Below are 25339 nucleotides of genomic sequence, written 5' to 3' on the forward strand. Positions count from 1 at the left end.
ATCATGCTCACCCGCTTGCGAGAAATAGTTGAAAAGGTCGCCAGTGCGCCTCGCCTCAACGAGGCGATGAATATTCTGGTGACGGACATCTGTCTTGCGATGGAAACCGAGGTCTGTTCGGTCTACCTGGCCGACCATGACCGACGTTGCTACTACCTTATGGCAACCCGCGGTTTAAAAAAACCACGGGGACGTACCGTCACGCTCGCGTTTGATGAAGGTATTGTTGGCCTGGTCGGGCGACTGGCGGAGCCAATCAACCTTGCCGATGCGCAAAAACACCCCAGCTTCAAATATATCCCTTCCGTCAAAGAAGAGCGTTTCCGCGCGTTTCTTGGCGTACCGATTATTCAGCGCCGCCAGCTGCTTGGCGTGCTTGTTGTTCAGCAGCGCGAGCTGCGCCAGTACGATGAAAGCGAGGAGTCCTTCCTCGTCACGCTGGCAACGCAGATGGCGGCGATCCTCTCTCAGTCCCAACTGACAGCCCTTTTTGGTCAGTATCGTCATACGCGTATTCGCGCGCTTCCGGCCTCGCCGGGGGTCGCTATTGCCGAAGGCTGGATGGATGCCACGCTCCCGCTGATGGAGCAGGTCTACGAAGCCTCTACGCTGGATGAGGCGCTTGAGCGCGAACGGCTCACCGCTGCGCTGGAAGAGGCGGCGAATGAGTTTCGTCGCTACAGCAAACGCTTTGCCGCTGGCGCGCAAAAAGAGACGGCGGCCATTTTCGATCTCTACTCACACCTGCTTTCCGATGCGCGTTTGCGTCGTGAGTTATTTGCCGAGGTCGATAAGGGGTCGGTGGCAGAGTGGGCGGTTAAAAAGGTCATTGAAAAATTTGCCGAGCAGTTTGCGGTACTGACTGACGGCTATCTGAAAGAGCGCGCCGGCGATTTACGCGCGCTTGGGCAACGTCTGCTGTTCCACCTCGATGATACTATTCAGGGGGCGAATGCCTGGCCGAACCGGTTTGTGCTGGTGGCCGATGAACTCTCGGCGACGACGCTGGCGGAATTACCGCAGGACAGGCTGGCGGGCGTGGTGGTGCGCGATGGCGCAGCTAACTCTCATGCCGCCATTATGGTGCGTGCGCTCGGTATTCCGACCGTGATGGGGGCGGATATTCAGCCCTCCGTACTGCATCGCCGCACGCTGGTGGTGGACGGATATCGCGGTGAGTTGCTGGTGGATCCTGAGCCGGTTCTCCTTCAGGAGTACCAGCGTCTTATCAGCGAAGAGAATGAATTAAGCAAGCTGGCGGAAGATGACGTCAACCTGCCCGCGCAGCTCAAGAGCGGTGAGCGGGTGAAGGTGATGCTCAACGCGGGGTTAAGCCCCGAGCATGAAGAGAAGCTCGGCAGCCGCATCGATGGCATTGGTCTCTACCGCACCGAAATACCGTTCATGCTGCAAAGCGGCTTCCCGTCAGAAGAGGAGCAGGTTGCGCAGTATCAGGGCATGTTGCAGATGTTTAACGACAAACCCGTCACGTTGCGCACCCTCGACGTCGGCGCGGATAAGCAACTGCCCTATATGCCCATCAGTGAAGAGAATCCCTGCCTCGGCTGGCGTGGGATCCGCATTACCCTCGATCAGCCGGAAATTTTCCTTATCCAGGTTCGTGCGATGCTGCGTGCCAACGCGGCCACGGGGAATCTCAGCATTTTGCTGCCGATGGTCACCAGTATTGACGAGATCGACGAAGCGCGGCGGTTGATTGAACGTGCAGGGCGCGAAGTGGAAGAGATGATCGGCTACGCGATCCCTAAACCCCGTATTGGCGTGATGCTGGAAGTGCCTTCGATGGTCTTTATGTTACCGCAGCTGGCGACCCGCGTTGATTTTATCTCCGTTGGCACCAACGACTTAACGCAATACATTCTGGCGGTCGATCGCAACAATACGCGCGTGGCCAGTATCTACGACAGCCTGCATCCGGCGATGCTTCGTGCCCTGGCGATGATCGCCCGCGAAGCCGAGCAGCATAATATCGACCTGCGCCTGTGCGGTGAAATGGCCGGCGATCCGATGTGCGTGGCGATCCTGATTGGCCTCGGTTTCCGTCACCTGTCAATGAACGGACGTTCCGTTGCGCGTGTGAAATACCTGTTACGTCACATCGAACAAGATGAGGCGCATGAGCTGGCCGCGCGAAGCCTGGAGGCACAGCTGGCAGCCGAAGTGCGCCATCAGGTGGCGGCGTTTATGGAGCGACGCGGCATGGGCGGTTTGATCCGCGGCGGCCGCTGATCCCCACAAAATAATGACTGCTCGGACGTCCCCCTCTCCCTTGAGGAAGAGTATGGGGTGAGGGGGAACAGCGCGCATAAAACCCTATACACATCTTTTACATCTCAGGCGCATCCTCCGCGCCTGCCTTATGCTATGATTCGCAACTTTGGAGCACCTGCCAACGGCGGGAATGCAATTCAGCCGCTGTCCACTTTCAGCGGAATAACAACATCTTGTGGTGACAGATGAACAGTGGTTATCTGCATTTTCCGGAATTCGATCCGGTTATTTTCTCAATAGGACCTGTAGCGCTTCATTGGTACGGACTGATGTACCTGGTGGGCTTCGTCTTTGCCATGTGGCTTGCTGGTCGTCGCGCCAGTCGTCCGGGCAGCGGCTGGACGAAGAACGAAGTGGAAAACCTGCTTTATGCTGGCTTTCTTGGCGTATTCCTGGGCGGGCGCATCGGCTATGTTCTGTTCTACAACTTCCCGGTATTCCTGAACGACCCGCTCTATCTGTTCCGCGTCTGGGACGGCGGCATGTCCTTCCACGGCGGACTGATTGGTGTGATCCTCGTGATGGTGATCTTCGCCAAACGCACCAAACGTAACTTCTTCCAGGTGGCTGATTTTATTGCGCCATTAATCCCGTTTGGGCTGGGTGCAGGGCGTCTGGGCAACTTCATCAACGGTGAACTCTGGGGGCGTGTCGATCCGAGCGTGCCGTTTACCATGCTGTTCCCGGGCTCCCGCGCAGAGGATATCGCGCTGCTGCCTTCGCATCCTGAGTGGCAGTCCATTTTCGATACCTACGGCGTTCTGCCGCGTCATATGTCTCAGCTTTATGAGCTGGCGCTGGAAGGTGTGGTGCTGTTTATCATCCTGAATCTGTATATCCGCAAACCGCGCCCAATGGGGGCAGTATCTGGTCTGTTCCTGATTGGCTACGGCGCGTTTCGTATCATCGTCGAGTTCTTCCGCCAGCCGGATGCACAGTTTACCGGCGAGTGGGTACAGTACATCAGCATGGGGCAGATCCTCTCCATTCCGATGATTGTCGCGGGTGCCATTATGATGATTTGGGCGTATCGTCGTCGTCCACAGCAACAACTTTCCTGAGGAATCATGAAACAGTATCTTGAATTGATGAAAAAAGTGCTCGACGAGGGCACGCCGAAAAACGACCGCACCGGCACCGGTACGCTCTCCATTTTTGGCCACCAGATGCGCTTCAATCTGCAAGAAGGCTTCCCTCTGGTGACGACGAAGCGCTGCCATCTGCGCTCGATCATTCATGAACTGCTCTGGTTCCTGCAAGGCGATACCAACGTTGCTTATCTGCATGAAAACAATGTCTCCATCTGGGACGAGTGGGCAGATGAGAACGGCGACCTGGGGCCGGTTTACGGCAAGCAATGGCGCGCGTGGCCTACCCCGGACGGCCGCCATATCGACCAGATCACGACCGTCATGAACCAGCTGAAAAATGACCCGGACTCGCGCCGTATCATTGTTTCTGCCTGGAACGTGGGTGAACTGGATAAAATGGCGCTGGCGCCTTGCCACGCGTTTTTCCAGTTCTACGTGGCGGACGGCAAACTCTCCTGCCAGCTGTATCAACGCTCCTGCGACGTGTTCCTCGGCCTGCCGTTTAACATCGCCAGCTACGCGCTGTTAGTGCACATGATGGCGCAGCAGTGCGATCTTGAAGTGGGCGATTTTGTCTGGACGGGCGGTGATACCCACCTCTACAGCAATCATATGGAACAGACGCATCTCCAGCTGACGCGCGAACCGCGTGCATTGCCGAAGCTTGTGATCAAACGCAAACCGGACTCGATCTTCGATTACCGTTTTGATGACTTCGAGATTGAAGGCTACGACCCGCATCCTGGCATCAAAGCCCCTGTCGCCATCTGATACGGCGAATCCTGACATAACCGGTGCTCTTTAGCGCCGGTTTTTTTTCGCGCTCGTTTTGTTCTTCGAGCCTGTTTCCAGAGACGATGTAACGCGTTGCAACGGGTGAAAATCTCCGGAAAGCGGCTCGTAATGTTCTGGTTTAACGCTCGCGCCTTTTCTGCCATTCCGCCACACTCCCGCCATGAAAAACGAACATGGCTTTACGCTTATCGAAACCCTTTTCGCCATCTCGCTGGTTGTGATCCTCAGCGCGACGGGTCTTTATGGCTGGGACAGCTGGCAACAGCGGCAGCGGCTCTGGCAGATAGCCTGTCAGGTGCGGGATTACCTGGCGTTCTTGCGAAACGACGCAAATCGTCACAACAGCGAGCACAGGATCGCGCTGCATAAAGACGGTGAAAGGGACTGTCTGGTGAGTTCAGCGGCTGCAGGTTGTGACAGCGGCAGCCCGTACGTGATGAAGCCGATGTGGCCCGGGGTCACAATAAGCGACATAACACCGGGGCTGGGATTTTACGGCTTAAGGGATACCGCATGGGCCGGACATATTCGCGTGCAGAGCCGCGCCGGTGCGTGGTGGGTTATTGTCTCAAATGGCGGACGTATCAGGCTGTGTAATGCCGCAGGAGAAAGTCTATGCCAGTAAAACAAAAAGGGTTCTCCCTTCTGGAGGTCCTGATTGCGATGACGATAAGCAGTATTCTGTTACTCAGCACGTCACGTTTTTTACCGGGGCTACAGCGGGGTGTTTTACTGCAATCCGGGCAACGGGAGCTGGAAGATGAGGTGTGGCAACGCCTGCTTGCGATGGGTAAACAGCTCCAGCGAGCAGGATACTGTGCAGGGCATTGTCAGGGGCAAGGGTTAATTATCGGCAGGCAAGGGCGATGTGCAATTGTGCAATGGGATGCAAACAGCAACGGCCAGTGGGCTAGCACCGCGTCAGAAAATGACAGCACGGGATTCCGGCTTGAGTCCGGAACGCTCGAAACGCTGCGGGGCGCGACATCCTGTGAAGGTAAGGGATTGGATAAGCTCACTGACCCGGATCGGGTCCTGATAGAGCAGTTTATGGTCACTAAAACCGATCGTGCTGGCTTTGCGCCGGTCATCAGTATCGAGCTGCGTGCCCGCCGCAAAGGTGAACTGACTGCACCCTTTTCGGCTCGCCACACCGTAACGGGGTTTAATCTGTGAATCGTCAGCGGGGCATGTCATCGCTGGCGCTGGTCTTGCTATTGCTGGTGCTCGGCACGCTGATCCTCACCGGGTTAAACCAGCAGTTGCAAACCTTTAGTACGTTGGTGAATGGCGAGAGTTTGTCTGTTCGCCAGCAGGCTGCCTTGCAATCTGCACTGGAGTGGGGACGCGTTCAGGACTGGGCTTTACAGCCAGAGGTTCAGTGCAAGCAGACACAAGGTCTGCGGGTCTGTGTAAGGCTGTTTGAGGAGCGTGTTTTGCTTATTGCCGGAAATGACGATCTGTTGCTATGGCGAGGCGGGGATATCGCGGAAGGACAAATACGCTTTTCTGCCCACGGCTGGAGCGACTTCTGCCCCCTTAAGGAAAGTGCGCTATGTCAGTTACCCTGAGCAGACAAAAAGGATTTAGCATGGTTGAGGTTTTGCTGGCAATGATGTTGCTGGTTGTAGTTGTGACGGCGTTATCCGGATATCATCGCGCGCTGGCAGCCCGGTATGCGGCGCTTAGCCAGTATCGCCAGCTATGGCATCATGCGTGGAATCAGTCGCAGATCTCAACATTAACGCTCCCGCCGGGCTGGCAGGTCAGTCGGGGGCAGACAACACAGTCCGGATGTGTCAGCATCACGGTCACACTTATTTCTCCTCTGGGGCGGCAGGGCGCGTTGACGCGTCTGCATTGCCCGGTTAGCCGCTAGTCGGGAGCGTTTATGCTAAGGGTTTACCACTCAAATCGTCTGGATGTGCTGGAAGCACTGATGGAGTATATCGTTGAGCAAGAGCGTCTTGACGATCCGTTTGAGCCAGAAATGGTGCTGGTGCAGAGCACCGGTATGGCGCAGTGGCTACAAATGTCCCTTTCGCAGAAGTTTGGCATTGCGGCGAATATCGATTTTCCGCTGCCCGCGAGCTTTATCTGGGAGATGTTTGTACGCGTCCTGCCGGATATTCCTGAGCAGAGTGCCTTCAACAAACAAAGCATGGCCTGGAAACTGATGACGCTGCTGCCGGACATGCTGGCGCATGATGAGTTCGCCATGCTGCGCCACTATCTGAATGACGACACCGACAAGCGCAAACTTTTTCAGCTGGCCTCACGCACTGCTGACCTCTATGACCAGTATCTGGTTTACCGCGCAGAATGGCTGATTCGCTGGGAAGCGGGAGAATTAGTCGATGGGTTACCGGAAGCGCAAATCTGGCAGGCGCCGCTCTGGAAAGCGCTGGTCGAGCATACCGGGCAGCTCGGTCAGCCTAAATGGCACCGTGCTAACTTGTACGATCGCTTTATCTCAATACTCGAGAACGCTGCAGAACGGCCAGCCCGTTTGCCGTCACGCGTGTTCATTTGCGGTATCTCCGCGTTGCCGCCTGTCTACCTGAACGCGCTAAAAGCGCTCGGTAAGCACATTGATATCCATATCCTCTTTACCAACCCATGTCGGCACTATTGGGGAGATATTCAGGATCCGCGCTGGCTTTCACGGCTGGTCACCCGCCAGCGTAAACGCCTATTTGAGGAACGCGCCGTGCCGCTGTTTAAAGACAGTGAAAACGCGGCGCAGCTTTTCGATGAAGAGGGGATTCAGAACCTGCCGAACCCGCTACTTGCCTCGTGGGGCAAGCTGGGGCGCGACTATATTTATCTGCTTTCAGATATCACCTCCTCGGGAGAGGGGGACGTGGACGCGTTTGCGGATATTACGCCGGACAGCCTGCTGCACAATATTCAGCTTGATATTCTGGATTTAGAAAACCGTGCCTTGGCCGGGATCACTGCCGAGGAGTTTGCGCGAAGCGATAAGAAGCGAAAACTGGATCCTGACGATCGCAGTATCGCGATCCACGTTTGCCACAGCCCACAGCGTGAAGTTGAAATTCTTCATGACCGCCTGTTGGCTATGTTGCAGGGCGACCCAACCCTGACACCCCGCGATATCGTGGTGATGGTGGCGGATATCGACAGCTACAGCCCGTTTATTCAGGCTGTATTTGGCAGCGCAACGGGCGACCGCTATCTTCCCTACGCGATCTCTGACCGCCGTGCTCGTCAGTCACACCCGGCGCTACAGGCCTTTATCAGCCTGCTTTCGCTGCCTGATAGCCGGTTTATCTCTGAGGATGTGCTGGCATTACTGGATGTGCCTGTTCTGGCCGCACGCTTCAGCATTAACGAAGAGGGCTTGCGCTACCTGCGCCAGTGGGTCAACGAATCCGGCGTCCGCTGGGGAATCGACGATGATAACGTCCAGGAGTTTGAGCTGCCCGCGACTGGCCAGCATACCTGGCAGTTTGGCCTGACGCGTATGCTGCTGGGGTATGCGATGGAGAGCATCCACGGCGAATGGAATGACGTGCTGCCGTACGATGAGTCCAGTGGGTTAATTGCGGAACTGGTTGGTCACTTAGCCTCGCTGCTGATGCAGCTCAACCGCTGGCGCCGTGCATTGATGCAGCCCCGTCCACTCGAAGAGTGGCTGCCGATTTGCCGCGAAATGCTAAATGACTTCTTCCTGCCGGACAGCGAAACGGAAGCCGCCATGGCGCTTATCGAGAAGCAGTGGCAGGCCATCGTTGATGAGGGGGTTAATTCGCACTATCACGAGGCGGTTCCCCTTTCGCTTCTGCGTGATGAGCTGACGCAACGTCTCGATCAGGAGCGCATCAGCCAGCGCTTCCTTGCTGGGCCGGTGAATATCTGCACCCTGATGCCGATGCGTTCAATCCCGTTCAAAGTAGTCTGTCTGCTTGGCATGAACGACGGTATTTATCCACGTGCGCTGCCACCCCTGGGCTTTGATCTCATGAGCGCACAGCCGAAGCGGGGCGACCGCAGCCGCCGCGATGATGACCGTTATCTCTTCCTTGAGGCGCTGATGTCTGCGCAAAGCAGGCTTTATATCAGCTATATCGGCCGTTCAATTCAGGACAACAGCGAGCGTTTCCCGTCCGTGCTGCTGCAGGAGCTGGTGGACTACATCGGGCAGAGTCACTATCTGCCGGGCGATGAGGCCTGTAACTGCGACGAGAGCGAACGTCGGGTGAAAGCGCATATTACCTGTCACCATAGCCGTATGCCGTTTGATCCTGTTAATTACGTTCCTGATGAACTGCAAAGCTACGCCCGCGAGTGGCTTCCCGCTGCGAAGAACGCGGGCACACCGCAAACCGATTTCATTCAGGCGCTCGAACCGCGCGCCATAGACACCCTTACGTTTGAGCAGCTGCAGCGCTTTTGGGCCCATCCGGTTCGGGCTTTTTTCCAGCAACGCTTGCAGGTGAACTTCCGCTCGGAAGAGAGCGAAATCCCTGATGCGGAACCGTTTATTCTTGATGGACTGGAGCGTTTTAAGCTTAATTCCCAGCTTTTGAATGCGCTGGTTGACGAAGAAGACGCCAGTAAACTGTTCCGACGTTACAGGGCGTCGGGATTACTGCCGTATGGTGCGTTCGGCGAAATCGTCTGGGATGCCCAGTGTGAGGAGATGCAAGCGCTTGCTGACCGGGTTATCGCGTGTCGGCAACCGGCGAGCAGCATTGAAATTGATCTCGATTGTAACGGTATGCACCTCAGCGGCTGGCTCACGCACGTGCAGTCTGACGGGCTGCTACGCTGGCGCCCATCTATGCTCAGCGTTTCACATGGCCTGCAACTCTGGCTCGAACATCTTGTCTACAGTGCGAGTGGTCACGAAGGCGAAAGCCGGTTGTTTGTACGTAAGGACGGCGAGTGGCGCTTCCCGCCGATGGAGCCTGAGCAGGCGTTGACGTATCTGTCGCTTTATATTGAAGGTTATCGTCAGGGCATGAACAAGCCTCTGCTTTTGCTGCCTGAAAGTGGGGGGGCATGGATAAAAGCCTGTTACGACGCGCAGAATGATGCCATGTTAACGGATGAGGCTTCGCTCCAGAAAGCGCGCAGCAAGTTTTTGCAGGCCTACGAAGGGAACATGATGGTACGTGGCGAGGGCGACGATGTCTGGTATCAACGTTTATGGCGAACGCTGGAGCCAGAATATTTCGACATTATCACGGAAGAGGCGCAACGCTACCTGTTACCGTTGTTCAAATTTAAGCAGTCCTGAGTGCTGTATAAAAATTGCACAGCACGGGGTGTTCATTTATGATGCACCTCTTATCACGGACTGATGTACCCAAAGAAAGAGATGCTGGCGTGTCCAGCACGCACGTTGTTAATGATGTAGCCGTGATAAAGAGGTCGTAATGCCAGGCAGCACCTTGTTCAAAGCGTTTGTTTTGTTTATCGCCCTTTGGGCTCCCGTCACTCAGGCCGATTCCGGTTGGCAACCTGTCCAGGAAACAATCCGTAAGAGCGATAAGGACACCCGTCAGTATCAGGCGATTCGTCTTGATAACGGGATGACCGTGCTGCTGGTTTCCGATCCTCAGGCGGTTAAATCGCTCTCCGCACTGGTTGTGCCGGTCGGATCGCTGGAAGATCCTGATGACCATCCGGGACTGGCGCACTACCTTGAGCACATGACGCTGATGGGGTCTAAAAAATACCCACAGCCTGACAGCCTGTCCGAATTTCTGAAAATGCATGGCGGCAGCCACAACGCCAGCACTGCGCCGTATCGTACCGCGTTTTACCTGGAAGTGGAAAATGATGCGCTTGACGGGGCGGTGGACCGTCTGGCGGATGCCATCGCCGCACCGCTGCTGGATAAAAAATATGCTGACCGGGAACGCAACGCCGTAAACGCCGAACTGACGATGGCGCGCACGCGAGACGGTATGCGCATGGCGCAGGTTAGCGCTGAAACCATCAATCCGGCGCATCCGGGTTCGCGCTTCTCAGGCGGCAACCTTGAAACGCTGAGCGACAAGCCGGGTAGCCCGGTGCTCGATGCGCTGCATGCGTTTCGTGAAAAATACTATTCCGCCAATCTGATGAAAGCGGTTATCTACAGCAATAAACCGTTGCCGACGCTGGCAAACATGGCTGCGCAGACCTATGGCAGGGTGCCAAATAAAAATATCGATCTGCCGCAGATTAACGTGCCGGTTGTCACGGACGCGCAAAAAGGCATTGTTATTCACTATGTGCCGGCCTTGCCGCGCAAGGTGTTACGCGTTGAATTCCGTATTGATAACAACACGGCGCAGTTCCGCAGCAAAACCGACGAGCTGGTGACTTATCTTATCGGTAACCGCAGCCCGGGTACGCTCTCCGACTGGCTGCAAAAGCAGGGGCTGGTGGAAGGTATTCGCGCTGACTCCGATCCCGTCGTAAACGGGAATAGCGGCGTGCTGGCCATCTCCGCGACGCTGACCGATAAAGGGCTGGCTCACCGTGACGACGTCGTTGCGGCCATTTTCAGTTATCTCTCTCTGCTGCGCGACAAAGGCGTCGATAAACGCTACTTCGACGAGCTGGCGCACGTGCTGGATCTCGATTTCCGCTATCCCTCTATTACGCGTGATATGGACTACGTCGAGTGGCTGGCAGATACCATGATCCGCGTGCCGGTGGAACATACGCTGGATGCGGTAAATATTGCCGATCAGTATGACGCCGGGGCGCTCAAAGCGCGTCTGGCGATGATGACTCCGCAGAATGCCCGCGTCTGGTATATCAGCCCGAACGAACCGCATAACAAAATGGCCTACTTCGTTGATGCCCCGTATCAGGTTGAAAAAATCAGCGAACAGACCTTCGCGGGCTGGCAGAAAAAGGCGGGGGAAATTGCGCTGAAGTTACCGGAGCTTAACCCCTACATCCCGGACGATTTCTCGCTGATCAAACCTGCAAAGGCCTATCCGCATCCGGAGCTGATTGTTGATGAGCCGACGCTGCGCGTGGTCTACACCCCAAGCCGCTATTTCGGCGACGAGCCAAAAGCGGATGTCAGCGTAGTGCTGCGTAATCCTAAAGCAATGGACAGCGCCAGAAACCAGGTGCTGTTTGCGCTTAACGATTATCTGGCCGGTATTGCCCTCGATCAGCTCAGCAACCAGGCTGCCGTTGGCGGTATCAGTTTCTCCACCAATGCCAATAACGGTCTGATGGTGAATGCCAACGGCTATACCCAGCGTTTGCCGCAGCTGTTCCAGGCGCTGCTGGACGGTTATTTCAGCTATACGCCTACGGAAGAACAGCTCGAGCAGGCTAAGTCCTGGTATGCCCAGATGATGGATTCTGCCGAGAAGGGTAAAGCCTACGATCAGGCGATTATGCCAGCACAGATGTTGTCCCAAATTCCTTATTTCCAGCGCGAAGATCGCCGCGCGTTATTGCCCTCAGTCACCTTAAAAGAGGTGCTGGCTTACCGTGATTCGCTGAAAACCAATACCCGTCCGGAGTTCCTGGTTGTAGGGAACATGAGCGAAGATCAGGCTAAAAAGCTGGCACAAAACGTGCGTGCGCAACTGGGTTCAAAAGGCGATGAGTGGTGCCGTAACCAGGATGTGCTGGTAGAGAAAAAGCAGAATGCGATCTTCGAAAAAGCGGGAAGCAGCACGGATTCCGCGCTGGCCGCGGTGTTTGTCCCTGTCGGATATGACGAATTTACCAGCTCTGCCCAGAGTGCGGTGCTCGGTCAAATTATTCAGCCGTGGTTTTACAACCAGCTGCGCACCGAAGAGCAGCTGGGTTATGCGGTATTCGCTTTCTCGATGAATGTGGGCCGTCAGTGGGGGTTGGGCTTCCTTCTGCAAAGCAGCGACAAGCAACCCGCTTACCTGTGGCAACGTTATCAGGCATTCTTCCCGCAGGCGGAAGCAAAACTGCGCGCCATGAAGCCGGAAGAGTTTGCCCAGATCCAGCAGGCGGTTATCGCCCAGGTGATGCAACCGCCGCAGACGCTGGGTGAAGAGGCCTCGCAGCTGAGCAAAGATTTTGATCGCGGTAATATGAAATTTGATTCGCGTGATAAAATAGTGGCCGAAATAAAACAGCTGACGCCACAAAAAGTTGCCGATTTCTTCCATCAGGCGGTAGTAAAACCGCAGGGTATGGCCATCCTGTCTCAGGTTTCTGGCAGCCAGAACGGGAAAACGGACTACGTAAAATCAAAAGAGTGGACCGTCTGGAAGAGCGTCAGCGCGCTGCAACAAACTATGCCCTGGAGTAAGAAAGAATGACCTATACCGCTGAGCCGCTTGATCCCCTAAGTTTACCTCTACAGGGTGAGCGACTGATTGAAGCCTCAGCGGGAACGGGAAAAACCTATACCATCGCCGCGCTCTATCTGCGTCTGCTGTTGGGGCTCGGCGGCAACGCCGCTTTTTCGCGCCCGTTAAGCGTGGAAGAGCTGCTGGTGGTAACCTTCACCGAAGCGGCCACTGCCGAGCTGCGTGGCCGTATTCGCAGCAACATTCATGAGCTGCGCATCGCCTGTCTGCGTCAGACGACGGATAACCCCCTCTATGCGAGCCTGCTGGACGAGATTGCGGATAAGCAACAGGCTGCGCAATGGCTGCTGCTGGCCGAACGGCAAATGGATGAAGCGTCCGTCTTCACCATTCACGGTTTTTGTCAGCGCATGCTGAGCCTGAATGCGTTTGAATCCGGCATGCTCTTTGAGCAGCAGCTTATTGAAGATGAATCCGAGCTTCGCTATCAGGCCTGTGCGGATTTCTGGCGTCGTCACTGTTATCCGTTGCAGCGCGACATTGCTGAAGCGGTTCACGCCCTGTGGAAAGGTCCGGAAGAGCTTCTTCGCGCCATCGACCGTTACCTGCAAGGCGAAGCGCCGGTCATTAAATCTCCTCCGCCTGCCGATGAAACGCTGGCCTCGCGCCATGAAAAGATCGTCGCCAAAATTACCGCGCTTAAGCAGAAGTGGAATGAGTCGGTTGGTGAAATTGATGCAATCATCGAAAACTCAGGCATCGACAGACGCAAGTTCAACCGTGGGAACCAGGGGAAGTGGATCGAAAAGATCAGCGCCTGGGCCCAGGAGGAGACGCGGGGTTACCAGCTTCCGGACGCACTGGAAAAATTTTCGCAGCGCTTTTTGACCGAGCGAACCAAAGCCGACGGTATTGTGCCTGAGCATCCCCTGTTTGTGGCGATTGAAGCGCTGCTTGCGGAGCCATTAACGCTCAATGACCTGATGATCACCCGCGCCATGACGGAGATCCGCCAGGCCGTCGCGCGCGAAAAACGTCGCCGGGGCGAGCTGGGGTTTGATGACATGCTGAGCCGCCTGGACGAAGCCCTGTCCAGCGAGAATGGTGAAGCGCTCGCCAGCGCGATCCGTACCCGTTTTCCGGTGGCGATGATTGACGAATTTCAGGACACCGACCCCCAGCAGTACCGCATTTTTCGCCGCATCTGGCGACAGCAGCCCGACACTGCCCTGCTGCTGATAGGCGACCCTAAACAGGCCATTTACGCCTTCCGTGGGGCAGATATCTTCACCTATATGAAAGCCCGTAGTGAGGTGGTCGCGCATTACACGTTAGATACCAACTGGCGCTCCGCTCCGGGGATGGTTGAGAGCGTCAATGCGCTGTTCAGCCGTATGGAGACGGCATTCATGTTCAATGAAATCCCTTTCCTGCCGGTGAAATCCGCCCCAAACAACGCGACGCTGCGCTTTGAAGTCAGCGGTGCGGTGCAACCCGCCATGACCTTCTGGCTGCTTGAGGGGGAAGGCTATGGCGTTGCCGATTATCAGGCGGCGATGGCCCAGCACTGCGCCGCGCAAATCCGTGACTGGCTAAGCGCAGGCGCGCGCGGCGAGGCACTGCTGTGGAAGGGGGAACAGGCATATCCTGTAAAGGCCTCTGATATTACCGTGCTGGTGCGCAGTCGTCAGGAAGCGGCGTTAATCCGTGATGCGCTAACGTTGCTGGATATTCCGTCAGTGTATCTCTCTAACCGCGACAGCGTGTTCGACACGCTGGAAGCCCAGGAAATGCTCTGGTTGCTTCAGGCGGTGCTGGCGCCGGAGCGCGAAAATACGCTTCGAAGCGCGCTGGCCAGTTCTATGCTGGGGTTGAACGCACGGGATATTGATGAACTCAACCATGACGAAAACGCATGGGATGCGGTGGTAGAAGAGTTTGTCCATTACCGTGAACGCTGGCAAAAGCGCGGCGTCATGGCGATGCTGCGCGAGCTGATGACACGGCGTCAGATTGCCGAAAATATGCTGGCGACATCCGGCGGTGAAAGGCGTCTGACCGATATTTTACACATCAGCGAACTGTTACAGGAAGCGGGTACCCAGCTTGAAAGTGAACATGCCCTTGTGCGTTGGCTGGCGCAGCAAATCGCGGATCCAAACAGTAACTCTTCAAGCCAGCAGATGCGTCTTGAGAGCGATAAGCATCTGGTGCAAATCGTCACCATTCACAAATCCAAAGGTCTCGAATATCCGCTGGTCTGGCTGCCTTTCATCGCGAACTACCGGGTTCAGGATCAGGCCTTTTACCATGACCGCGAGACTTTCGATGCGGTGCTCGATCTCAGCAAGGCGGAGACCAGCGTTGAACTGGCAGAAGCGGAGCGTCTGGCGGAGGATTTGCGCCTGCTTTACGTGGCGCTGACCCGTTCTGTCTGGCATTGCAGCCTGGGCGTCGCCCCGGTTTTCCGCCGTCGCGGGGAGAAAACAGGGGAAAGCGATTTCCATTTAAGCGCGTTAGGGCGGCTTATTCAGCGTGGCGAGCCGAAAGATGCGGCGGGGTTGCGCCTCTGCATTGAGTCGCTCTGCGGTGACGATATCGCGCTGCATATCCCGTCTCTGCCAGACAATAGCCGCTGGCAAATGGCGCAAGAGCCCGCGACCGATCTTAATGCGCGCCAGATCACGCGGGTGCTTGCCGACGACTGGCGCGTCACCAGCTATTCTGGCCTGCAACAGCATGGGCGAAGTATTGCGCTGGATCTCATGCCGAAGCTGGACGTGGATGCCGCAGGGGTGGGTGATATTCCGGTTGAACCGACGTTAACTCCGCATCAGTTCCCACGCGGCGCGTCGCCGGGCACCTTTTTGCACAGCCTCTTTGAAGAGCTTGATTTTACTCAGCCTGTCAGTGAGGAGTGGGTGCTGAAGATGTTACAGAGCGGGGGCTATGACGCGCACTGGCAGCCCGTTCTCACTGACTGGATCAACGCCATTTTGCAGGCGCCGCTGACTGAGCAGGGCTTCGCTCTTCGTCAGCTAACGGCCAGAAATAAACAGGTTGAGATGGAGTTTTATCTGCCTGTCGCAGGCCCGCTTAAGGCCGACGCGCTCGATGCGCTTATCCGTCAGTACGATCCGCTCTCAGCCGGTTGCCCGCCGCTGAACTTCCGTCAGGTGCAGGGCATGCTGAAAGGCTTTATCGACCTGGTCTTCCGTCACGAAGGACGGTACTACCTGCTGGATTACAAATCGAACTGGCTGGGCGAGAACAGCGAAGCCTATACCCAGCAGGCGATGGCGGCAGCCATGCAAATGCATCGCTACGATCTGCAATATCAGCTCTACACGCTAGCGCTGCACCGCTATTTGCGCCACCGTATTGCGGATTACCGCTACGACGATCATTTTGGTGGCGTCATCTACCTCTTCTTGCGCGGGGTCGACGCTGCCGATCCGCGCTCCGGGATCTTCAGCACCCGTCCGGATGCGGAATTGATTAATAAAATGGATAACCTGTTTGCAGCAAACACGGAGGAGATGGCATGACGATGCAGGACTTATTGCTGGAATCGGTAGAGCAACGCGTGCTGCGTCAGCTGGATGTGCAGTTTGCCATGATGATTGCCGCTGACCAGCCCGCCGTGATGCTTGCCGCTGCCCTATTGAGTAAAGACGCCGGAGAGGGGCATGTGTGTCTGCCGCTCTCGCGTCTGGTTGTTGACGAGAAAATGCCGCCTGTCCTCCAGTCCTGCTTTGCGCTGCTGGGTGAGAGGGTGGACTGGCAGAAAATTTTGCGCGAATCGTCGGCCATCGGGCCGGGAGAAAACCAGGCGCCGCTGATCCTGACGGGGGAGCGCTTATATCTGAACCGTCTGTGGCGAAACGAACTGACGGTAGCGCGTTTCTTTAGTGAGACCAACGCGCCGCTTCCCTGCGACGAAGCGCAGCTTCGCCAGACACTGGACAGGCTGTTTGACTCCGGTGAGCCTACAGACTGGCAGAAAGTGGCGGCGGCCGTCGCCCTGACGCGGCGGATTTCGGTGATTTCAGGTGGCCCGGGGACCGGGAAAACCACGACCGTCGCAAAGCTGCTGGCAGCCCTGATCCAGCTATCAGGCGAGCAGCGATGTCGTATTCGTCTGGCGGCGCCCACCGGGAAAGCAGCGGCGCGACTGACCGAATCACTGGGCGGTGCGATGCAACAGCTGCCGCTCACTCAGGAGCAGCTTGCGCTTTTCCCGGGTGAAGCGAGTACCCTGCACCGTCTGCTCGGCGCGCAGCCGGGTAGCCAGCGGCTGCGCTACCATGCGGGTAATCCGCTGCATCTGGACGTGCTGGTGGTGGATGAAGCCTCCATGATTGACCTGACCATGATGTCGCGCCTGATCGATGCTCTGCCGCCGCATGCGCGCGTGGTTTTCCTGGGCGATCGCGACCAGCTCGCCTCCGTGGAAGCCGGGGCGGTACTGGGGGATATCTGTACCTACGCCAGCTACGGTTATACCGCCGCGCGGGCGCAGGAGCTTGCCCGCCTGACCGGCTGCTCGCTTGAACCCGATCACTCGCCGGTCGCAGGCGCACTGCGTGACAGCCTGTGCCTGCTGCAAAAAAGCTACCGTTTCGGTAGCGACTCCGGCATCGGCCAGCTGGCTGCGGCGGTCAACCGTGGCGATCGGCATGCCACGCGCACGGTGTTTGACGGCTCTTTCACTGACATTGAAAAGAAATCGCTGCAAAGCGGGGAAGAGTATCAGGCTATGCTTGAGGAGGCTCTCCAGGGATACCAGCGTTTTCAGAGCTGCGTGCAGCAGCGCAGTCAGCCCGGGCAGGTCATTGCCGCATTTGGCGAATACCAGCTTCTGTGCGCATTGCGGGAAGGGCCGTTCGGCGTTGCGGGCCTGAACGACAGGCTGGAGCAGCTGCTTGTGCAGAAACGCAAAATTAACCGTCAGCAGCATTCGCGATGGTATGAAGGCCGGCCAGTGATGATCTCCCGCAACGACAGTACGCTGGGGCTGTTCAACGGGGATATCGGTATTGCGCTCGATCGCGGTAACGGTTTGCGCGTCTGGTTCCAGCTACCGGACGGCAGCGTGAAGTCCGTCCAGCCCAGCCGTCTGCCAGAGCATGAAACGGCATGGGCGATGACGGTACACAAGTCTCAGGGCTCAGAGTTCAACCATGCGGCGCTGATCCTGCCGACACAGCTTTCGCCGGTCGTAACCCGTGAGTTGGTCTACACCGCCGTTACCCGTGCGCGCCAGCGTCTGTCGCTGTATGCGGATGAACGCGTGCTGGGACAGGCGATTGCCACTCGCACCGAGCGCAGAAGCGGATTAAGCGCGATTTTTGAATCTGTCTGAGTAATCACCCTCTCCGACAGGAGAGGGTGATTGTTATCCCAGGTCCGCCATTAACACCTTCGAGCGGCGCTGGTAGTTGTACATCTCTTTCTTACTTTCCGGCAGAGAATCAATATCCACCGGCGTGAAGCCGCGCTCCTGGAACCAGTGAATGCTGCGCGTGGTGAGCACGAACAGCTTGCTCAGACCCATCTGGCGCGCCTGTGCCGCCACGCGTTCAAGCAGCAGTTCCCCCCGCGAGGAGCTACGGTAATCCGGGTGCACGGCAACGCACGCCATTTCGCCAATCTGCTCTTCCGGGAACGGATAAAGCGCCGCACAGGCAATGGTCAGGTTATCTCGCTGGATGATGGTGAACTTGTCGATCTCCATCTCCAGCTGCTCGCGGGAGCGGCGAACCAGAATGCCATGTTGTTCCAGCGGACGGATCAGCTCCAGAATGCCGCCGATGTCATTGATGGTGGCACGGCGGATCTGCTCGGCGCTCTCCATTACGATCTGCGTACCGATCCCGTCCCGGGAGAACAGTTCCTGCAACAGCGCGCCGTCTTCCTGATAGCTAATCAGGTGGCTGCGGCGTACCCCGCTGCGGCACGCTTTGACGGCGCCGCGCAGAAAACGCACGGTACCGGAATAGTAATCGCCTTGTGCTTCCAGCGCTTCGACGCGCGCCTGGGCTTCATTCGGAAAAAGTTCTGGCACAATCACGCCCTCATCGTTCACGACACCCTGTGAGGAGCAAAAGCCGATCATTTTTTCCGCTTTCAGCTTGATGGCCAGCTGGGTGGCAATCTCTTCCGAGGTCAGATTAAAACTTTCACCCGTTACGGAAACGGCAACGGGTCCCATCAGGACGATCGCGCCATTGTCTAACTGGCGGTGAATGGCTTCTTCATCAATGCGCCGGATGCGGCCGCTGTGGCAGTAATCCACGCCATCGTCCACGCCGAGCGGTTGAGCGATGATAAAGTTGCCGCTCACCACGTTGATGTGCGCGCCCTGCAGCGGCGTATTACTCAGGCTCATCGACAGGCGGGCGGTGATATCGAGCTGCAACAGACCCGCCGCCTGTTTGACCAGTTCGAGGGTTTTCGCATCCGTCACGCGGGTATGTTTGTGGTAGATCGGCTCATGGTGATGGGCGGCCAGGTTGGCTTCGATTTGCGGACGTGCGCCATACACCACCACCAGACGGATGCCGAGGCTGTGCAGCAGGCCGATATCATTGACGATACTGGAAAAGTTCTCATGCTCAATGGCTTCGCCGCCAAGCATGATGACAAAGGTTTTCCCCCGATGGGTGTTGATATAGGGAACAGAATGGCGGAATCCCTGGACCAGTTCGGTTCTGCGTTCCTTAACCATGACACAACCCTTAATGAATGTTTATTCGTTATTTATGTATTTTTATTCGATTGTGGCCGCGTGTGCAAGCCAAAATTTTCTGCGACCCACAGAAAATAATAAGTAATCCGTGCGTTAACGTATGATTGTTTACCCTTTTATAGATGACAGTTTATGCGTCATTCGTTAAAGTTTTCGGTCAATTTGGGCGTTTTGTTCATCAATCAGATTTCTTGCTCGGGAGAAGCATGTCGGGATCCAATTCAGCAATAAGCCGCCGCCGCCTGTTAAAAGGGGCCGGGGCGATGTGGTTGCTTAGCGTCAGCCAGGTGGGTCTTGCCGCCACAAGCCAGGTAGTCGCGGTGCGCGTCTGGCCGTCGTCGACCTATACGCGCGTGACGGTCGAGTCCAACCGCGTGCTGAAATACAAACAATTTGCCCTCAGCAATCCTGAACGTGTGGTGGTTGATCTCGAAGGTGTGAATCTCAACTCCGTGCTTAAAGGCATGGCGGCGCAGATCCGTGGCGACGATCCTTTTATCAAATCGGCGCGCGTCGGGCAGTTCGATCCGCAAACCGTGCGCATGGTGTTTGAGCTCAAGCAGAACGTGAAACCGCAGCTCTTTGCCCTTGCGCCTGTTGCCGCCTTTAAGGAGCGCCTGGTAATGGATCTCTATCCGGCGAATGCAACGGATATTCAGGATCCGCTCCTGGCGTTACTTGAAGATTACAACAAAGGCGATCTCCAGCGGCAGGTCCCACCTGCGCAAAGTGGTCCTAAGCCGGGCAGGGCGGGGCGCGATCGTCCGATTGTGATCATGCTCGATCCTGGCCACGGCGGAGAAGATTCCGGCGCCGTTGGGAAATATCACACCCGCGAAAAAGATGTGGTGCTGCAAATTGCCCGTCGTCTGAAGGCGTTAATCGACAAAGAGGGCAATATGCGCGCCTACATGACGCGCAACGAAGATGTCTTTATCCCGCTGAAGGTCCGCGTGGCGAAAGCGCAGAAGCAGCGCGCGGATCTGTTTGTCTCTATTCATGCGGACGCCTTCACCAGCCGCCAGCCGAGCGGATCGTCGGTGTTTGCCCTGTCAACGAAAGGGGCGACCAGTACCGCCGCGAGATACCTGGCGGACACGCAGAACGCCTCGGATTTAATCGGTGGCGTGAGTAAAAGCGGGGATCGTTACGTCGACCATACGCTGTTTGATATGGTGCAGTCGCTGACCATTACCGACAGTCTGAAGTTTGGTAAAGCGGTGCTGGGCAAACTGGGCCGGGTCAACAAGCTGCACAAAAACAGCGTCGAGCAGGCCGGATTTGCGGTACTGAAAGCGCCAGATATTCCGTCCATTCTGGTCGAAACCGCGTTTATCAGTAACGTGCAAGAGGAACGCAAGCTCAAGACGGCTAAATTCCAGCAGAAAGTGGCGGAGTCGATTCTGGCGGGTATTCGGGCCTATTTCTCAGACGGGGAAACGCTGGCGCGGCGGGGATAGGGTATTACGCCGGGTATCTCGCCCGGCACTTTCACAAACGGCAGATACAAAAAAACACCCTTAAGGGTGTTTATTGTTTTAAGAAGTGTTGGTTGCGGGGGCCGGATTTGAACCGACGACCTTCGGGTTATGAGCCCGACGAGCTACCAGGCTGCTCCACCCCGCGTCCGTGGAAGCGCACTATACTCGGATAGGTTTGTGATGCAACCCCTTTTTCGCATAATTCATTATTTTGTATGCAAAATGAACGGGAATAGCCACTTTGGACTATTTTTTGTCCAGAATTTGCCAAAGGGAAGGCGATTGCATTTCATTACCACGGTGGGTTTGTTATCTTCATCACGCGGAATTGGGCAACTAAAAGACGAGATATAATGAAAGGACGTTGGGTGAAGTATCTGATGACAGGCGCAATGGTAGCGATTCTTGCGGCCTGCTCTTCCAAACCGACCGATCGCGGTCAACAGTATAAAGACGGGAAGTTATCCCAGCCTTTCTCTTTAGTTAACCAGCCAGATGCCGTGGGTGCTCCAATCAATGCCGGGGATTTCTCCGAGCAGGTATACCAGATCCGCAAAGCGTCGCCGCGCCTGTATGGCTCACAGAACAACGTTTATAGTGCAGTGCAGGACTGGCTGCGTGCTGGCGGTGATACGCGCAATATGCGCCAGTTTGGTATCGATGCGTGGCAGATGGAAGGGGCAGATAACTACGGTAACGTTCAGTTTACCGGCTACTACACCCCGGTTGTCCAGGCACGACACACGCGTCAGGGCGAATTCCAGTATCCGATTTACCGCATGCCGCCAAAACGCGGTCGTCTCCCGTCCCGCGCTGAAATCTATGCCGGTGCGCTTAGCGAAAATTACGTGCTGGCCTACAGCAACTCGCTGATGGATAACTTCATCATGGACGTGCAGGGCAGCGGCTATATTGATTTTGGCGACGGCTCGCCGCTGAACTTCTTTAGCTATGCCGGGAAAAACGGCCATGCCTATCGCAGCATCGGTAAGGTGCTCATCGACCGTGGTGAAGTGAAACGAGAAGATATGTCGATGCAGGCGATCCGCGAGTGGGGCGAAAAACACAGCGAAGCGGAAGTGCGTGAGCTGCTTGAGCAGAATCCATCGTTTGTCTTCTTCAAACCGCAGAACTTTGCGCCGGTGAAAGGGGCGAGCGCCGTCCCGCTGATTGGCCGCGCTTCTGTGGCATCGGATCGTTCGATTATCCCGGCGGGTACCACGCTGCTGGCGGAAGTTCCTCTCCTCGACAACAACGGCAAATTCAACGGCAAGTATGAATTACGCCTGATGGTGGCGCTGGACGTGGGCGGGGCGATTAAAGGCCAGCACTTCGACATTTATCAGGGCATCGGCCCGGATGCCGGCCACCGTGCAGGCTGGTATAACCACTACGGGCGCGTGTGGGTGCTGAAGACAGCGCCGGGTACCGGGAACGTATTTAGCGGCTGAGTGTGGTATTCTGAGCGCAAGACGGATTACGGTTCAGGGTGAGGAATACCTCACCCTTTTTACATCTGAGGTTTTATGTCTGTGGTAATCAGCGATGCCTGGCGCCAGCGTTTCGGCGGCACGGCACGGTTATACGGTGAAAAAGCCCTGCAACTGTTCGCGGATGCGCATGTCTGCGTGGTGGGCATTGGTGGCGTGGGTTCGTGGGCGGCAGAAGCGCTGGCGAGAACCGGCATTGGCGCAATTACGTTGATTGATATGGATGACGTCTGCGTCACTAACACTAACCGTCAGATCCACGCCCTGCGTGATAACGTCGGTCTGGCGAAGTCCGAGGTGATGGCGGAGCGTATTCGTCTCATCAACCCGGAGTGCCGCGTAACGGTGATTGACGACTTTGTGACGGCAGATAACGTCGCGGAGTACATGAGCAAAGGCTACAGCTATGTGATTGACGCCATCGACAGCGTGCGGCCAAAAGCGGCGCTGATCGCTTACTGTCGTCGTTACAAGGTGCCGCTGGTGACAACGGGCGGCGCGGGTGGACAAATTGATCCGACGCAGATCCAGGTGGCAGATCTGGCGAAAACCATTCAGGATCCACTGGCCGCTAAGCTGCGCGAGCGCTTAAAAAGCGACTTCAATGTGGTGAAGAACAGCAAAGGCAAGCTGGGTGTGGACTGTGTGTTCTCGACAGAAGCGCTGGTTTATCCGCAGGCGGATGGTTCGGTCTGTGCAATGAAAAGCACAGCGGAAGGGCCAAAGCGGATGGATTGTGCCTCAGGGTTTGGAGCGGCCACCATGGTGACCGCCTCCTTCGGCTTTGTGGCGGTCTCTCACGCCCTGAAGAAGATGATGGCGAAGGCGGAACGTCAGGCCTGAGCCTGACGGGCGGCATCCAGCACCGCGTCGTTTAGCGCAATCAGTCCCTGACCGCGCGAGGCGCTAAGCTGCGTGCGAAGTCCCAGCTCATCAAACAGCGCCAGCGGAGAATGCGCCAGCAGCTCTGCGGCGCTTTTCCCTTCGATTGCGGTCAACAGCACCGCCAGCAGACCGCGAACAATGCGTCCCTCGCTGTCGCCGAAGAAATGCAGTTTCTCACCGGATATGCTAAACCCAAGCCAGACGCGGTTCTCGCAGCCAGCTATCTCCTTCGCCTGCGATTTCAGTTCGTCTGACAGCGTGGGCAACTGTTTGCCCAGCAGGATCAACTGACGATATTTATCTTCCCACTGCGTGAGCGGGACGAAGGTCTGTTTTAACGTCTCTTCAGTGATAACGGTGCCGAACGGATGCCCGGCTAAGGCTGAACTTGTCATTAATCCACCAGTAATTCCAGGGCGCGGTCGACGGCGGAAACCAGCGCGTCGACGTCACTTTTTGTGTTGTACGGTGCAAACGAGGCGCGCAGGGTACCGCTCACCCCCATGGCCGCCAGCAGCGGCTGGGCGCAGTGCTGTCCTGCGCGCAGGGCAATGCCGTATCCGGCAAGCAGCGTCACCATGTCGCTATGGTGTACGCCCGCAAAATCAAAGGCGAGCAGGCTGGAGTCCTGGACGCGGAACGAGCGAAACCCGGGGCGTTTCTTAAGCTCTTCTTCTGCCAGCGTCGCCAGGCCCCGGCTCCAGCTTTCAGCCTGAGCCACGTCCGTATCTGCGAGAAATTCGAGCGCTGCGCTCAGACCGATAACCCCTGCCACGTTCGGCGTACCGGCTTCCAGGCGGTAAGGCACATCCTGCGTTTTGAAACCGTCGAAGGTGACTTCGGTAATCATCTTGCCGCCGCCGAGCCACGGCGTCATCCGGGCCAGCAGTTCAGGTTTGCCGTACAGCGCGCCGATACCGGTTGGCCCGTACAATTTATGCCCTGAGAAGGCATAGAAGTCGATATCCAGCGCCTGAACGTTAGCCGGAAAATGCACCACACCCTGCGCACCGTCGACCATTACCACCACGCCGCTGGCATGGGCAATCTCAATGGCGCGCGCCAGATCCGGACAGCCGCCGGTGACGTTGGACATCTGCCCCAGCGCCAGAATACGGCTGCGCGGCGTAATCAGCTCAGGCAGACGCGCCACGTCAGGCAGGAAGTCTGTACCCAACGGGAGTTTTACAACCCGTGCCCCGGTTTGTTTGGCCACCATCAGCCAGGGCACCAGGTTGGCGTGGTGTTCCGCCTCGCTGACGATGATCTCATCCCCGGGCTGCAACAGCGGACGCGCGTAACATTGCGCCACCATGTTAATGGCCTCGGTAGTGCCCCGCGTCCAGACGATGTTCTTACCGCTGTCAGCATTGATCAGGCGCGCGACCTGATCCCGTGCGGCTTCGTATTGCGCCGTTAAGCGCTGCGCGTCGGCATACTGGCTGCGATGCACGTTCCCGGCGCTCAGGCTGTAAAACTGGCGGGTTGCCTCAATCACCGCTTGCGGCTTAAGGGCCGTGGCGGCGCTATCAAGATAAATGCCGGCATCGGCCAGCGCAGGAAACTGTGCGCGAAACTGCGCAGGACTGAAAGCGTTCATGGAATTCCTCATATCGATTCTACGATCGTCGCGCAAATTTATCGGCAGGGCAAGGAAGTTGATATCTATCAGATTTGTCTGCTTATCCTGGCGAGTCTGAAAAAGCAGGTTATGCTAAATAGTGTTAGGCGGATGTTTTAGCCTGTTATAAATCGAGGTTTGAATAGCATTAATTGCTAAAGGAGAATAATCATGAAAAAGACAGCTGCAATCATTTCTGCCTGTGCGTTGACCTTTGCCCTGAGCGCATGTTCTGGTAATAACTACGTAATGCATACCAACGATGGTCGATCTATCGTCTCTGAAGGGAAACCGACAACCGATAATGATACCGGGATGATTTCATACAAAGATGCTAACGGGAACAAACAGCAGATCAATCGCAGTGACGTGAAAGAGATGAAGGAAATCGAGCATTAACAGTTAGATAAGCGAAAAAAAAAGCACCGCAAGTTGGCGGTGCTACATTAATCACTATGGACAGACAGGGTAAATGTACAGGAAGTGAAAAATTGGTAGCGTTGCTACCGTGGTCTGAATCGCAGACCAATTGCAAACACAACAACACAACATCACAACCGTAAGCCAAAAGCCCTTCAGAACACGCATTCCAAAAAAAGCTTTTCGTTCCGGCTCAGGAAGTGCCGCCACTATAGGTATTTGCTGGTAGTTCCT

The 25339-nt window shown here is 56.3% G+C and carries 18 protein-coding genes and 1 tRNA gene; 15 read left to right on the top strand and 4 right to left on the bottom strand.

Annotated features, from left to right (window positions below):
- Positions 1 to 3 precede the first annotated feature (3 nt).
- From ptsP to recD, 11 genes are all read left to right on the top strand, one after another.
- Positions 4 to 2250, top strand: coding sequence for a phosphoenolpyruvate--protein phosphotransferase (gene ptsP / locus SK51_RS08820; protein WP_048206649.1), 2247 nt, complete (start codon positions 4 to 6; stop codon positions 2248 to 2250).
- A 227-nt stretch (positions 2251 to 2477) separates the two neighbouring features.
- Complete coding sequence (gene lgt, locus SK51_RS08825) at positions 2478 to 3353, top strand: prolipoprotein diacylglyceryl transferase (protein WP_022649236.1); 876 nt, start codon at positions 2478 to 2480, stop codon at positions 3351 to 3353.
- Positions 3354 to 3359: 6 nt separating this feature from the next.
- Positions 3360 to 4154 (top strand): thymidylate synthase, encoded by a 795-nt coding sequence (gene thyA / locus SK51_RS08830; RefSeq protein ID WP_006811817.1) that lies wholly within the window; start codon positions 3360 to 3362, stop codon positions 4152 to 4154.
- 184 nt (positions 4155 to 4338) lie between these two features.
- Positions 4339 to 4803: a prepilin peptidase-dependent protein gene (locus SK51_RS24065; protein WP_023306853.1), complete on the top strand. Its 465-nt coding sequence runs from the start codon at positions 4339 to 4341 to the stop codon at positions 4801 to 4803.
- Positions 4794 to 5354: a prepilin peptidase-dependent protein gene (locus tag SK51_RS08840; protein WP_032676486.1), complete on the top strand. Its 561-nt coding sequence runs from the start codon at positions 4794 to 4796 to the stop codon at positions 5352 to 5354. Before SK51_RS24065 ends, SK51_RS08840 begins: the two co-directional genes overlap by 10 nt.
- Complete coding sequence (locus SK51_RS08845; RefSeq protein ID WP_032626037.1) at positions 5351 to 5749, top strand: DUF2509 family protein; 399 nt, start codon at positions 5351 to 5353, stop codon at positions 5747 to 5749. The genes SK51_RS08840 and SK51_RS08845 overlap by 4 nt, the downstream gene beginning before the upstream one ends.
- Positions 5734 to 6057, top strand: a complete 324-nt coding sequence (locus SK51_RS08850) for a prepilin-type N-terminal cleavage/methylation domain-containing protein (protein ID WP_023298509.1) — start codon at positions 5734 to 5736, stop codon at positions 6055 to 6057. The genes SK51_RS08845 and SK51_RS08850 overlap by 16 nt, the downstream gene beginning before the upstream one ends.
- A gap of 12 nt (positions 6058 to 6069) precedes the next feature.
- Positions 6070 to 9444: an exodeoxyribonuclease V subunit gamma gene (gene recC / locus SK51_RS08855; protein ID WP_023306850.1), complete on the top strand. Its 3375-nt coding sequence runs from the start codon at positions 6070 to 6072 to the stop codon at positions 9442 to 9444.
- 139 nt (positions 9445 to 9583) lie between these two features.
- Positions 9584 to 12466 (top strand): pitrilysin, encoded by a 2883-nt coding sequence (gene ptrA / locus SK51_RS08860; protein WP_023306849.1) that lies wholly within the window; start codon positions 9584 to 9586, stop codon positions 12464 to 12466.
- On the top strand, positions 12463 to 16005 hold the full coding sequence (gene recB / locus SK51_RS08865; protein WP_032676485.1) for an exodeoxyribonuclease V subunit beta: 3543 nt from the start codon (positions 12463 to 12465) through the stop codon (positions 16003 to 16005). The genes ptrA and recB overlap by 4 nt, the downstream gene beginning before the upstream one ends.
- Positions 16002 to 17822: an exodeoxyribonuclease V subunit alpha gene (recD, locus tag SK51_RS08870; RefSeq protein ID WP_048206650.1), complete on the top strand. Its 1821-nt coding sequence runs from the start codon at positions 16002 to 16004 to the stop codon at positions 17820 to 17822. The genes recB and recD overlap by 4 nt, the downstream gene beginning before the upstream one ends.
- A gap of 33 nt (positions 17823 to 17855) precedes the next feature.
- On the opposite strand, the gene argA is transcribed toward recD, so the two are convergent.
- Positions 17856 to 19187: an amino-acid N-acetyltransferase gene (argA, locus tag SK51_RS08875; protein WP_023306846.1), complete on the bottom strand. Its 1332-nt coding sequence runs from the start codon at positions 19185 to 19187 to the stop codon at positions 17856 to 17858.
- Between the two features lie 227 nt (positions 19188 to 19414).
- Between argA and amiC the strand changes: the two genes are divergently transcribed.
- Complete coding sequence (gene amiC, locus SK51_RS08880) at positions 19415 to 20668, top strand: N-acetylmuramoyl-L-alanine amidase AmiC (protein WP_048206651.1); 1254 nt, start codon at positions 19415 to 19417, stop codon at positions 20666 to 20668.
- An 89-nt stretch (positions 20669 to 20757) separates the two neighbouring features.
- Here the strand turns inward: amiC and SK51_RS08885 are convergent.
- Positions 20758 to 20834 (bottom strand) — tRNA-Met (locus SK51_RS08885).
- Positions 20835 to 21042: 208 nt separating this feature from the next.
- Here SK51_RS08885 and mltA point away from each other — a divergent pair.
- Together mltA and tcdA are read left to right on the top strand one after the other, a co-directional pair.
- Positions 21043 to 22140, top strand: a complete 1098-nt coding sequence (gene mltA / locus SK51_RS08890; RefSeq protein ID WP_022649225.1) for a murein transglycosylase A — start codon at positions 21043 to 21045, stop codon at positions 22138 to 22140.
- Positions 22141 to 22215: 75 nt separating this feature from the next.
- Complete coding sequence (gene tcdA, locus SK51_RS08895; protein ID WP_006811804.1) at positions 22216 to 23022, top strand: tRNA cyclic N6-threonylcarbamoyladenosine(37) synthase TcdA; 807 nt, start codon at positions 22216 to 22218, stop codon at positions 23020 to 23022.
- On the opposite strand, the gene csdE is transcribed toward tcdA, so the two are convergent.
- A complete protein-coding gene (gene csdE, locus SK51_RS08900; RefSeq protein WP_023306844.1) occupies positions 23013 to 23459 on the bottom strand; it encodes a cysteine desulfurase sulfur acceptor subunit CsdE in 447 nt (148 codons plus the stop codon). The genes tcdA and csdE overlap by 10 nt on opposite strands.
- Positions 23459 to 24664, bottom strand: a complete 1206-nt coding sequence (csdA, locus tag SK51_RS08905; RefSeq protein ID WP_023306843.1) for a cysteine desulfurase CsdA — start codon at positions 24662 to 24664, stop codon at positions 23459 to 23461. Before csdA ends, csdE begins: the two co-directional genes overlap by 1 nt.
- Positions 24665 to 24856: 192 nt before the next feature.
- On the opposite strand from csdA, the gene SK51_RS08910 reads away from it, so the two are divergent.
- Complete coding sequence (locus SK51_RS08910; protein ID WP_015571738.1) at positions 24857 to 25084, top strand: YgdI/YgdR family lipoprotein; 228 nt, start codon at positions 24857 to 24859, stop codon at positions 25082 to 25084.
- The last annotated feature ends 255 nt before the right edge of the window (positions 25085 to 25339 follow it).

It is taken from the genome of Enterobacter sp. MGH85, assembly GCF_001037655.1.
Taxonomy (GTDB): domain Bacteria; phylum Pseudomonadota; class Gammaproteobacteria; order Enterobacterales; family Enterobacteriaceae; genus Enterobacter; species Enterobacter intestinihominis.